Source organism: Paenibacillus sp. QJM3NY_38 (genome assembly GCF_056173265.1).
Genome location: NZ_CM149665.1, coordinates 6,617,501 through 6,630,038 on the forward strand (window position 1 = coordinate 6,617,501; position 12,538 = coordinate 6,630,038).

Genomic DNA, 12,538 nt, shown 5'->3' on the forward strand with positions numbered 1-12,538 from the left:
ATATAGCAAGCATTTTTAAAAGAAAATATGTAAAGTTTCGCATAACATCGTTCCTATCAAGATTTATACCTTATAGAGAACGATATCTAACCCTGCCTGCCGGCGACCTTGCTTTAAATTTGCTCCATCGTAGACTTTAAATTCATGAAGTATCATCTCGAAATGTAATTGATTTCCTATAGAAAAGGTTTTAAGGTTAGTTCATCGCTTTTTCCGAAGCCCGACTACATACATAAGAAAGGAGTTCGCCGAATGGCAGACAAAAGCATCGCTCTCCAAAAGCCCACAGATACTCCAAGTCCTGCGCACGGAGAGGCAAATCAGGCTACCGTATATAAAATTCTAATCGCCATCAGTTTCGTTCATTTGTTTAATGATTCGATCCAGTCCGTGATCCCTGCTATCTTTCCTATATTAAAGGATAACCTACTGCTTACCTTTACGCAGATCGGCTGGATCTCCTTTGCCATTAATTTTACTTCATCCATTATCCAGCCGGTTATCGGGTATGCTGCGGATCGAAGACCGACACCCATTCTGCTTCCGATCGGTATGTGTTTCACGTTTGCAGGCGTATTCATTCTTGCGTATGCACATACATATATCCTTGTTCTGTTCGCGGTCGTTCTGATCGGATTAGGCTCGGCGACCTTTCACCCTGAAGGAATGCGGGTGGCTCATATGGCTGCAGGTATGCGAAAAGGGTTATCCCAATCGATCTTTCAAGTAGGAGGCAATGCCGGGCAATCACTTGCTCCGCTCCTGACTCGATACATTTTCGTACCGTTCGGACAGTTTGGCGCGATTGGCTTCACCTTCGTTGCCGCGGCTGGTATCATCGTGCAATCCTATGTTGCCCATTGGTATCACGGCATGCTGAAAGCTGGTTACACGTTTAAAAAGAAAGCTGCAGGACGCACGCTTGATCCCGCGCGTCGCAAAAGCGTACGCAATGCAACGCTGGTTCTCGTCATTCTCGTGTTTATCCGCTCCTGGTATGGCGCAGCCATTAGCAGCTATTATGCGTTCTACCTCATGGATGCGTACAAGATCACGATTGATAACGCTCAGATTTATATTTTTCTATTTCTCGCATCCGGAGCTGTGGGTACCTTCTTCGGCGGTCCGCTGGCCGACCGCTTTGGCCGCCGCAACATGATCATGCTCTCCATGATCGGCACAGCACCCATTGCGTTGATTCTGCCGTTCGCCTCCCCGTTCTGGGCGGCTGTATTGCTGCTGATCGGCGGCTTTGTTCTATTGTCCAGTTTCTCGGTCACCGTCGTATATGCCCAAATGCTGCATCCGGGCAATATCGGTACGGTATCCGGGCTGATTACCGGGTTTGCTTTTGGCATGGGCGGGGTCGGTTCGCTTGTGCTCGGTAATCTCGGGGATGCTTGGGGAATCGGCAATGTTATGATCGCGATCGGCTTCTTACCACTGCTTGGTCTGCTTGCCCTGCTTCTTCCCGGTGATGATAAGCTGGACCAGTGGTCGAAGGAATAATCGAGATTATGGGAAAAAGACACTCATCGTGCTGCACAATACGTGCAAGCGGTGAGTGTCTTTTCACTTTATTTTTCTGACAAGTTTAATGAACCAGTACAGGAATATCCATGGGAGCACGTACTTCGTCAGCCATTCGATGCTCATGCGAATCATTCCAGCAGCATCCTCAGCCGCGATATCCCCGAGCACGGTAACCATAATAAAAAATAGAACTATTCCAATGGTTATATAGAAGACAGTGCTATATCTCATCCCTATCCTCCCTTCACCTGATTTCACAAGCATATTATACATTACAGGTTGTCTAATCAATATTTTTGTTGATGGTTCGAATAAAACGGGACCTCCTTAAAAGGCAGCAAGGATGTTAGCGTTGACGTATTGATGTATCAAAGCAAGCGCATATAAAAAAAGGAGATGCCCCGTCAATTCGCATGACATAGAGCAGCTCCTCTTTTGTTCACTTACAATTGTATTTTAGTTGAAATAGCTTCGCCTTCATTAGATTTTGTTCAGATAATCCAGCAAACGGTACACAATCACAGATACCTGAGCCCGAGTGGAAGTCTCACCCGGTCCGAAGCGGTTGCCATTCACTCCCTTCACCAGACCTTCCTTCACAGCAAAGGCTACGGCCGCACGTGCATCCTCAGAGATTAAGTTATTGTCATTGAATGACAAGGAGCCTGCATCGGAATCAATCTTCAGCGCTTCCGCAATCATGACCACCATATCCTCACGGGTCAGCGGATTTTTCGCTCCCGCTTCTTTGCTGCGTGTTTCCCAATCGATGCCTGTTTCAAAAATACGATCAAGCAGCGTCGCAAATTCGGCGCGAGTCACTGCATTATTTGGCGAGAACCGGCCTGCACCTGTACCGTTCGTGATATGCTGCGAGGCAGCAACCTCGATCTCATCCTTAGCCCAGTGGCTGACGATGTCGTTAAAGGTCACGTTATTCTCGGCAGCCACATATGAACCTGGACCGTTAACACGGAACGTGATCGATCCACGCGCAGTCGATTGCAGCAATCCAGCGAATTGCAGGTCTCCTTTTTCCGACTGCACGTAGGCACCTACCTTGCGCGCATCCTTCACTTTTGTTGGGTCATAGTTCAATGTCAGCAAAAGCGGATGTTTAAACTTGTCTCCGTGTTTAACCGAAACGATCGGGGATACAGCGTTCAATGTGTTTCCGGATCCCGCTTTGCTTGCAGCTACGGAAACCGCTAAGCTGAATCCGCTGCTCGTTGTGAAATCATCCAAGGCATCAGCAGGAACCGTCAGGCTAAATCCGTTACCCGCAATAACAAGCGGTTTGCCGGATGCTTTCAGTTTATCCACGGCAGCCTTACCGAGGGTAAGGGCTACATCGCTATATTTGCTGAAATCAAGCTTCGATACATCCAGCTTCACTTCCTTGCCGTCTCCGGTAATTCCTGCTGTAACCGCTGCTTCAGACAGAGCGGCCGTTGCAGACTCGGTACCATCTGCATTTTTCTTCGTGGTTACTTTGGCATCCCCTGAAACTTCAGGAGTCGGAGTGGTTGGAGTTCCTGTGGATCCCCCACCGGAGGACGAGCCGCCTCCACCGCCTCCTCCAGAACCGCCACCTGGGTTACCTGGATCCGGATTCCCTGGTCCAGGCGCGCCCGTCAACTGCAAAGATACGGAAGCCGTTCCTTGAAGTCCTTGACGGTCCTTAACGGAAAGCTCAACGGTATAGTTGCCAGAAGACAATCCGTCTAAGGCAATGTTAAATGCACCATCCTGTTCAACATCAAAGGCACCTTGCTTGGCGACCGTTTTGTTAGCTCTTTTAATGACATAGCTGGCATCCAGCCATTCGCTCACATCAAAATCAATTGCCCACTCATCCCACAGAGCCGGAACAGCCGTTACATAGAGATCATCGACCGTGCCGGTTAATGCAGGATTACTCTTGCCAGAAATTTTGACATCCGCGCTCGTGTTAATGATTGGTGCTTTGGTTTTAACGAAGAATGGAACAGTTGCATAATCGGAATAAACGATTCCATCCGTACCAAGGGATAAAAGCTCTATCGAGTACAGACCGTCCTGAACCTCTACCTCTTTCTCGGTCTCATAATCGGCATACTTCCCGTTCCAGCCGATCGTAAACGAGGTGTTCGCATCAAAATAGGCTTCCCCTCCGAATATTTGGCCGATAATACCGTCGCCGTCAACACCCGCGCCCGGATTAAGACTGTCATACAAGTCCACAATGACGATCTGCATCGGATTGTAAAATTCGAAAGCCAGGTTGAGCTTGCCCAATTCACCCGTCACGGTCAACGGAACATGCGGTAAGTAATTCTCTTTGTCACTGTAGGCTTTTGTATATTTCACACCTGTGATCTCAAGGTTAAAGTACGCAACGTAAGGAACTGAATAGGTGTAGGCTCCATTCGTAAAGGTAATATACCCTTGTTGTTCTGATACGCCCTCTATCCCTTCCGGCACTTGAAGGGTTATTGTGACCTCTTCTTGACCGTTTAGGGTGAAGGTGCTTTTATCGGTTGTAACACTTACTCCCGGCGTGACCTGTGTGTTATTGATTTCCACGTTAAAAGTCCCGCCCGCATTTCCAATACTCTCTACCTTTATTTTTTTCTGAACGGTCTTGGCAGCTTTGCCCGTGAAATTACCGAAGTTGATGCTTCCCGTAATGTTATCCTGCTCTTTACTTGTTCCGTTCTCCTGATACGAGGTCTTGTCCAAGACCTTCACCAGAGCCTCTGCCTGGATGGTATTAAGTGCTTGTACGCGCCCGGCTCCTTGATCCGTTACATCGTAGGATTCGGTATTCAGCACTTTGGCGTTATTCATCATTGCGACTTTGACGTCGAATGGAGTCCAGTCGTTGTGCTTCTCCAATATGAGAGCTGCAAGCCCTGCCACATGCGGGGATGCCATACTGGTGCCCGTGAAGCGATCATAGGATTGACTGTAATCTGCATCGGCAATGTCCCTACCGTACGCCGGAATGGATGACAAAATGCTGGTTCCCGGTGCAACCACGTCAGGTTTAATGTCCAGCGTCTTTTTAGCCGGGCCGCGGGAGCTGGAATCATTGATTTCATCGCCTGCGGTTCGGTTCTTGATAAAATCCGTAAAATTCACTTTCATATTCGGGTTGGCATCGAGCAGCGATTTGATATAATCCCCGTCTTCTTTGCTCATACTAAAGGTTGGAATGAAGGCAAAACTGTCTCCAAGCAACACACCGATAGGTCCAGGGTTCTGGTTGAACACAATAACACCCTTCGCGCCTGCCGCCTTAGCATTGGCAATTTTTTCGACGAAGGCAATTTCGCCGCGTTTAATCAATGCGATTTTGCCTGCAACATCTTTATCTGCGAAATCCTCTGGCTTACCCAGATCCGCATAAACCAGTTCGAAATCGCCATCCAGGGCAACTTCAGGATCTTCGGCCAGATTCCAGGCCATTAATTCAAGCTTATACGTTGCATCTGACACCGTGATCGGAGCGGCATCGTCTGCCGAGGGCAGTTCCTTATCCTTGACAGGTTCAACAGCTTCCTCTTCCGTGACCGGCTCCTCTCCAGCTCCTTCATTCGGTAAAGCCGGCTCTAGATCTTGCTCCGTATCGACGGAAGGCTCCGTCTCACCCATAGCAGCGGTGTCATCCGTCGATGTTGGCCCAGCGGCTTCATCTGCCTGCGCTCCTACATCCGTCTGCTCTTCAGGCGTAACGGGATGTGTCGGCTCAGCTCCAAGCTCCAACGGACCCTCATTGTTATCAATTGGCTCACCCGGCAATTCCGAATCCGTGAAAAAGTGCGCTGTTGCCGCAATTTCGTCACTTGGGCCCGTTGAGTTTCCTACCGTAATCGGAAAAGCCGCCGCCCCCGGCGAGCCAACCGTCCAGCGGTTAGGCCCCGAATTGCCGCTTGCAACGACTGGGGTGACACCGGCCAGCGCAGCATTATTGAGTGCTACGGACGTCACATAGTCCGGATCATTGCGTGAATTGCCCAGCGAGAGGTTGATTATATCCATTCCGTCCTGAACGGAACGGTCAATACCACCCAGTACCCAGCTGGAATAGCCGCTTCCGTATGGCCCAAGAACACGGTAAGCATAGATATCCGCTTCCGGCGCAATGCCCACGACTCCATATTCGCCGGCATCACGGGCCCCGATGGTACCCGCTACATGCGTTCCGTGATCCGTCCAATACGTACTCCCCCTGTCATCGACCTGTGGGGGATTGGAAGGGTCATTCTCCCAGTCGAGCGGAGTCGTCTCATAGGGATCGTTATCATTGTCTACGAAATCATATCCACCCTTATAAGCATCCTTCAAAACAGGGTGTACGTAATCAATACCCGTATCGATAACGCCTACTTTAATGCCTTTACCTGTATAACCGAGATCCCATACTTCCGGAGCACCGATGAACGGCCCCGTATCCTTCATGTATGGATTCACTTCGCCCTTCGGTCCAACCGTTACCTCCAGATCGGGATATACGCCTAGAACGCCAGGGAGATCAAGCAGCGCTTCAACCTTGCTGCCGTCGATCTCCATGGACACTCCGTTGAATGCGTAACTATATTGCTCCGAAATTTCGTGCGTTATATTCTTCGTGCTCAGGCTGCGTATAAAAGTTTGCTGCTCCAATTGCACCTGTGCCTCAACCTTCGCCTCTGCGGAAGAACTAAAGGATTGACCCTGAATAGAGGAAAGCCCTTTGGCTAAGGCCACCGGCTCAGTAGACAGCTCTACAATGACTCTTGTAGGACCCCCGGCAGATCTCTGCAGACTTTGATCAAGCACCGGAAACTCCGCAAGCTTAGCTCGCTGTTTCAGAATATCCTTTATCTGCCCAGCTTCATCGGCGCTGAGCTGATTGTCCAGCTCGATCTGCCGTTCTGACGGAGCGGCCCCAGCCGCTGGTGCAACGAGTGATAGCGTTAATACAAAACTTAGTAGTGCGGACCATAACTTTTTACTCAAGGCTTTGCCCCTCCCATAAGATAGATTTCCCAATCACATTAGGGTCTGGGATGTCATCAGCATATCTGCGCTGCCTAACGATGGTATCCACTCCTTTCCGCATAAGACTGACCCGTGGTAAATTATTCTAGAATCAAAAATTAGATTCCTTCATCCTTTTCTGTATGCTTTTGTTAAATTCAGTCGAATGTTTAGGAGCTTTTGGCGAATGGTCGAAAACGTCATAGATTCATAGAAAATATGGCTTACATCGCAAGTAAGGGAGAAGTCAGGGAACCGGGGAAAAAGAAAAACCGAGGCATCGATAGCCTCGGTTCACATGGAGTTGCAACTGATTCTGCAAGATATATCCAAGTTGTATTATGATTCGTCTAGCAATCGCACGAACTCTTCTTCATCCTCCAGAATGTCGATGCCGAGCTGCTGGGCTTTCGCCAGCTTGCTGCCTGCTTTTTCGCCTGCAATGAGGAGGTCGGTTTTCTTGGACACGCTGCCGGTGACTTTGGCGCCGAGCGCTTCCAAGCGTTCGGTTGCCTCTTCGCGGGTCAGCAGATGGAGGGTGCCTGTCAGCACCACCGTTTTGCCGCTGAAGTAGGAATCCGTGCTGAGCGGCTTCGGTGCTTCTGGCGCTTTCGCTTGGACACCCAGCGAGAGCATCTTCTGAATGCTTGCTTGGGCAAACGGGTCCGCGAAGTATCCAGCGATGCTTTCGGCCACGATGCCGCCCACGTCCGGCAGCTCGACCAATTCTTCTGCGGTCGCCGCCATCACGCGGTGCAGATCACGGTAGTGATCGGCCAGCATTTTGGTTGTGGATTTGCCGGTATTCGGGATACCCAGTGCAAAGAGGAACGATGCAAGATCCCGCTCCTTGCTCTTCTCGATGGCATCCAGCAGATTCTGGGCTTTTTTCTCGCCGAAGCGCTCCAGCTTCAGCAAACTGTCAAACGACAGCGTATAAAGATCAGCCGGTTCTCTTACACCCAGTTCATCATATAACTGGATCGCGGTTTTATCGCTGAACGTTTCAATGTCCATGGCGTCCCTGGAGGCAAAATGCGTGATCCGAGCCACGATTTGCGGCTTGCACCCCGTCTTGTTGTTGCAGAAGAGGTGGGCGCCGCGCTGCTCCAGCGGGAATCCGCAGGATGGACACTGTTCCGGATACAGGATCTCTTCTCCGTCCTGCTCCTCCGTTACTTTGCCGAGGATCTCGGGAATAACGTCATTCGAACGGCGAATGAAGACTCGGGAGCCCAGTGCGAACTTGAGGTTCTTGCGCTCAATATCCCCGATATTGTTCAGCGTACAATTTTGCACCGTGACCCCGGCAAGCTCAACAGGCTCTACACGCGCTAACGGCGTGATTTTTCCGGTCCGCCCCACATTCCAGGTTACCGACTGCAGCACGGTCGTGGTTTCTTCCGCTTCGAATTTATAAGCGACTGCCCAGCGGGGGAACTTATCGGTATATCCAAGAGCCTCGCGGATGCGGAAATCGGTCACCTTCACCACCGCTCCGTCAATGAGGTAATCGAGTTCGGTACGGCGTTTCTCGATATCGGCCAATTGCTCCATTACATCATCAAACTGTTCAAAATAGAAAATGTACGGATTGACCTTGAGCCGGTTCTCGCGCAGGAAATCCATCATCTCCTTGTGATCGGCAAAGGTGATTCCATCCGAATAACCTACATTATAGAAGTAAGCGTTCAGCTTACGCTCGGCCGTTACCTTGGGATTGAGATTGCGGAGCGCCCCTGCGGCGGCATTACGCGCGTTCTTGAGCGGCTCGGCCGCGGTTTGATTGTATTTGTCCAGCACGGACAGGTTCATGATACCTTCGCCCTGTACTTCAATCGTACCTGCCGTGTACGGGATCGTCATCGGCACCGACTTGATGGTTTTCACCTGAGCCAAAATACCTTCGCCAACTGCACCGTTGCCCCGTGTTGACGCCTGAACCAGCTTGCCGTCCTGATAGGTCAGATTCAGCGTGAGCCCGTCAAACTTCAGCTCCAGTGCATAACAAGGCGCCTTGAGAGGATTGCCGGGATTCTTCGTATTATAGTCATTGACCAGCCTGACCACGCGATCATGCCAGGTACGGAGCTGCTCGATGTTCTGGGCTTTATCGAGACTCCATAACGGAGCCAAATGGCGGTGCGGGGCAAAACCCTTCAGAATCTCCCCGCCCACCCGCTGGGTCGGAGAATCCGGAAGCGTCACTCCGGTCTCGGCCTCCAACGCTACCAGCTGGTCGTACAGGGCGTCATATTCCTTGTCGCTTACAAGCAGCTGATCCAGCGTGTAGTAATGGTAATTGTAATTGTTCAGCTCCGCAATGAGCTTCTCCATCTTTTCCTTGAAATCCATGCAGGGGCAATCCTCCTTCAATAATATAAGGCCATAATAAGTTGCGTTACGTTATGTGGACTGTCGTTTAATCATTGTATTACATTGTTGTCCAAACATCCTGCTCTTAAAAATGAGCAACCGCCATCACCCGCGGTTATTCCACCTTCGTAATCGGCGCGAAGCCGGCAAGCAGACGTTTCACGCCCACAGGCGCCGGGAATGCAATCTGCAATTCCATGTCGTTGCCACTACCTTTTACCGCTACGATCGTACCGGTTCCCCATTTGCCATGGGCCACTTTGTCGCCGGCTTTAAATTCCCCACTGCCCGAAGCCGCAGCCGGACGGGATGACGCACCAGTTGTCATCGTCACCCGGCTCTTCGGCGCAGCTTGCGCGGAAGCGGTCGATCCGCTGAGGGAGAGGTCCACGCTGCGGCCGCCGCCAAAGTTGCTGCCTCCGCCTCCGCCGAAGCCGCGACCTGCGTAAGATCCGCCCACATTGCTACCGCCGCCGCGGCGGTATCGGTCATGTGCCATCTGGGTGTCTTCCTTCAGCTCTTCCGGGATTTCCTCCAGGAATCTCGAAGGCATGTTCGCCGTCGTGCGGCCAAATAAGGTACGCATACGTGCACAGGATAGGAACAACTGCTTCTCGGCGCGCGTGATGCCTACATAAGCAAGTCGGCGTTCCTCTTCCAGCTCTTCGTTATCCATGAAGGCACGGCTATGCGGGAATACTCCTTCCTCCATGCCGATGATGAACACGACAGGGAACTCCAGACCTTTGGCACTGTGCATGGTCATGAGCACGACAGCGTCGTCACGATCTTCTTCGTCATCGTTCATCGAGTCGATGTCCGCGATCAGCGCAAGATCCGTGAGGAAGGAGATGAGCGATTTATCCTCGTTGTTCTTCTCGAACTCTTGCGTAACCGACAGAAACTCGTCGATGTTCTCAAGGCGGGATCTGGATTCGATCGTATTCTCGTTTTGCAGCTCGAGCCGGTACTCGGACATTTCCAGTATTTTTTCCGTAAGCTCGGTGACCGACAGAAACTCAACCATTCGGCTGAGCGCGGCAATCATGTCGTAGAAGCTCACCAGCGCATTGCGCGTCCGTCCGGCAAAGCCGAGGTCGTCCACGATTTCCAGTACCCGGAAAATTGAGATGCCCCGCTCTGCGGCTGCAGCAGCCAGCTTCGCGACGGTCGTGTCGCCGATGCTTCTTTTTGGCACATTAATGATCCGCGTTAAACTGATATCGTCGTCAGGGTTGGAGATCAGGCGTAGGTAGGCGAGCAGGTCCTTAATCTCTTTGCGATCGTAGAACTTGATGCCCCCGACGATCTGGTACGGAATATCCGACTTGATCAGAATTTCCTCGATCACCCGGGACTGCGCATTGGTCCGATACAGAATCGCGTGGTCCTGATAGCTTTTGCCGGCGGTAATGCTCTTACTGATTTCCGAGGTAACAAAATACCCCTCATCATGCTCCGTATCTCCACGGAACACCTTGATCTTCGGTCCTTCACCCTGCTCGGTCCACAGATTCTTCGGTTTGCGGCCTGTGTTCAGGCCAATCACATTGTTGGCAGCGTTCAAAATATTCGCTGTAGAACGGTAATTCTGCTCCAGCAGAATCGTCCGCGCCTCGGGATAATCCTGCTCAAAATTCAGGATGTTCGTGATATCCGCGCCACGCCAGCGGTAGATCGACTGATCGCTGTCCCCGACAACGCAGATGCGGTGATGGCTGTCTGCCAACATGCGGCAAAGCATGTACTGCGCCCGGTTGGTATCCTGATACTCATCCACGTGAATGTACTGGAACTTCCGCTGGTAGAAGTCGAGAACCTCCGGCACTTCCTTAAACAGCTGGATCGTGGTCATGATCAGATCGTCAAAATCGAGCGAGTTGTTGCTCTTCAAGCGCTTCTGGTATTCGGTGTAGACCTTGGCTACAAGGGATTCAAAATAGTCTCCGGCTTTCTGTTCATACTGCTGCGGGGAGATCAGCTCATTCTTGGCCGCGCTCATGGCCGCTTGAATTGCCTTCGGCTCGAATTTCTTCGGATCGATGTTGTGCTGCTTCATCACGTTCCGAATAACGGACAGCTGATCCGTCGAGTCTAGAATACTGAAATTCGATGTAAAGCCAATCCGTTCAATGTCTCTACGCAAAATCCGCACGCACATCGAGTGGAACGTCGATACCCAGATGTCCTGACCTTCCCGGCCGACCAGCTTGGATACCCGCTCCTGCATCTCACGGGCTGCTTTATTCGTAAACGTAATCGCCAGGATGCTCCATGGTGCAGCTTTGCGAGTGGCGATCAGGTACGCGATCCGGTGTGTCAGTACCCGCGTCTTACCGGAGCCGGCACCTGCCATAATGAGCAGCGGTCCGTCGGTTGCTTCAACGGCTTGGCGCTGCTGTGGATTCAGCCGTCTGACGGCTTCGTGTATATCAATGGAATGCATAGTATTGCCTCCTAATAGGTGTAGATTTGATAAGGGAGAAACTTGGTTAACGATGAAAAGCGAAAAAATGGGATAGGGTCTGGCTGATAGATAAAATTTAAAGAGAATGAATATAGATATATCTGTATCTGAGACACTGTGAGTTCTGCTTGCTTGGTTAAATGGAATATAAAATAAATGCATGCTTAACCGTCACAAGGCAGATGGAGAAAACACTATTGTAGAGCCTGAGCTGGCTTAACGCGCCTCTATATTTTCGGGCAGATCTAAAACAGAGACAAGTCAGCCCTTCACGGCCTTGACCGTCTCGAGCGCCTGCTCCAGATGATCATACACAACGTTGCCAACAACGATCGTATCAGAGATAGCAGCTGCCTCCGTCGCTTGCTGGGCGCTCGTTATTCCGCCACCGTAGAACAAACGGGCGTTATCAAGCGATCTTCGAACCGTACGGACGGTCTCCATATCCCCATATGCGCCACTGTATTCCAGGTACACGATCGGCAGATTCATCAGCTTGTCCGCAATCTGGGCATAAGCGGCGACAGTGCTCGCTCCAATCGAAGTTTCTGCTCCGGTCAGCTTCGCCACCGCGGCATTCTCGTTCAACACGATATACCCCTCGGTCACAACCAGATCCCACGGGATCATATACCCGTAGCGTTCGATTCCTTCGCGATGCCGGCCCATGATCCAGGTTGGATCCTGCGTATTCAAAACCATCGGGACCATATATAGATCAAATCCGGGTACAACGGCTTCCAGATCGGATACTTCCTGCACGCACGGCAGCTCGTAACGCCGAACTCGGGACAGCAAATCCACGGTATTTTCATAAGTGACTCCGGTTGAGCCTCCGACCATAATGGCATCGGTTCCTGACAAACATACCGCATCAAGGGTCTCGTCATCGATCTCCTTGTCGGGGTCCAGCTTAAACACATGCCTCCAGGATTGTATCATCTCTTTCAAGCGTCATTCCTCCACGTTCACGGGTTACTATTATACTAAAATAAGTCTATGCTAGCACGGTAAGCAAGTCAATTTATGTTCGCATAAAATACGAACATTTTTTTGGTAATTGTCATCTATCGGTTCAGCCGATATACGAACCGCGCCGCTGGAAAGGGATTTTGGCGGATACCTAGTTTAGAAATGCGTCTACCGACGTACAATCCC

6 protein-coding genes are annotated in these 12,538 nt (G+C 50.9%); 1 reads left to right on the forward strand and 5 read right to left on the reverse strand.

Annotated features, from left to right (window positions below; translation table 11 throughout):
- Nucleotides 1-252: 252 nt before the first annotated feature.
- Nucleotides 253-1,509, forward strand: coding sequence for an MFS transporter (locus tag AC0VZ8_RS30895; RefSeq protein WP_475485328.1), 1,257 nt, complete (start codon nucleotides 253-255; stop codon nucleotides 1,507-1,509).
- A gap of 63 nt (nucleotides 1,510-1,572) precedes the next feature.
- Here AC0VZ8_RS30895 and AC0VZ8_RS30900 read toward each other — a convergent pair whose 3' ends face one another.
- From AC0VZ8_RS30900 to pcrB, 5 genes are all read right to left on the reverse strand, one after another.
- On the reverse strand, nucleotides 1,573-1,764 hold the full coding sequence (locus AC0VZ8_RS30900) for a hypothetical protein (RefSeq protein WP_260069243.1): 192 nt from the start codon (nucleotides 1,762-1,764) through the stop codon (nucleotides 1,573-1,575).
- A gap of 249 nt (nucleotides 1,765-2,013) precedes the next feature.
- On the reverse strand, nucleotides 2,014-6,516 hold the full coding sequence (locus AC0VZ8_RS30905; RefSeq protein ID WP_475485329.1) for a S8 family serine peptidase: 4,503 nt from the start codon (nucleotides 6,514-6,516) through the stop codon (nucleotides 2,014-2,016).
- 360 nt (nucleotides 6,517-6,876) lie between these two features.
- Nucleotides 6,877-8,892 carry an NAD-dependent DNA ligase LigA gene (gene ligA / locus AC0VZ8_RS30910; protein ID WP_475485330.1) on the reverse strand — a complete coding sequence of 672 codons (2,016 nt, stop codon included), beginning with the start codon at nucleotides 8,890-8,892 and terminating at the stop codon, nucleotides 6,877-6,879.
- A gap of 136 nt (nucleotides 8,893-9,028) precedes the next feature.
- Entirely contained in the window at nucleotides 9,029-11,359 is a 2,331-nt protein-coding gene (pcrA, locus tag AC0VZ8_RS30915) for a DNA helicase PcrA (RefSeq protein ID WP_475485331.1), read from the reverse strand.
- A gap of 282 nt (nucleotides 11,360-11,641) precedes the next feature.
- Nucleotides 11,642-12,331, reverse strand: coding sequence for a heptaprenylglyceryl phosphate synthase (gene pcrB / locus AC0VZ8_RS30920; protein ID WP_260069247.1), 690 nt, complete (start codon nucleotides 12,329-12,331; stop codon nucleotides 11,642-11,644).
- Nucleotides 12,332-12,538: the final 207 nt, after the last annotated feature.